Genomic DNA, 328 nt, shown 5'->3' with positions numbered 1-328 from the left:
GGAGAGAAGAATTAATGGAATAGTCAAAAAGCAGGCACTTGAATTAAGTACAAGAAAAAAGTTATTGCAATTTATTATTGTGATGCTAGACCGGCTTACAAAGGGCCGATCATTGACGGCGATGAAAGAAAAGTACATGAAACTTTTGGAAACAAAAGAATATCAGCTGGCATTAGAAATTGCTTCTATTCTTGAGGATGGTTTATCTATTAAGATTCCAACATTTGAAGTTTTATTTATCACCATCCCGATTGCCGGCAGAAGGACTCCGATAAGCAGTAAGATCATGATGGATATTTCCATCTCTGAAGACATGATAAAGCTGGTA

At 36.3% G+C, this 328-nt stretch carries 1 protein-coding gene; it reads left to right on the top strand.

Annotation, left to right across the window (positions count from 1 at the left end; all coding sequences use genetic code 11):
- On the top strand, window positions 1-328 hold a 328-nt coding region (locus ACLWS4_RS38155), incomplete at both ends, for a PRD domain-containing protein (protein ID WP_416876592.1).

Source organism: Kitasatospora sp. SC0581 (assembly GCF_048159585.1).
Taxonomy (GTDB): Bacteria; Actinomycetota; Actinomycetes; order Streptomycetales; family Streptomycetaceae; genus Kitasatospora.
Note: the sequence above shows the minus strand (reverse complement) of the source record. Positions and strands in the feature narration are given on the sequence as shown.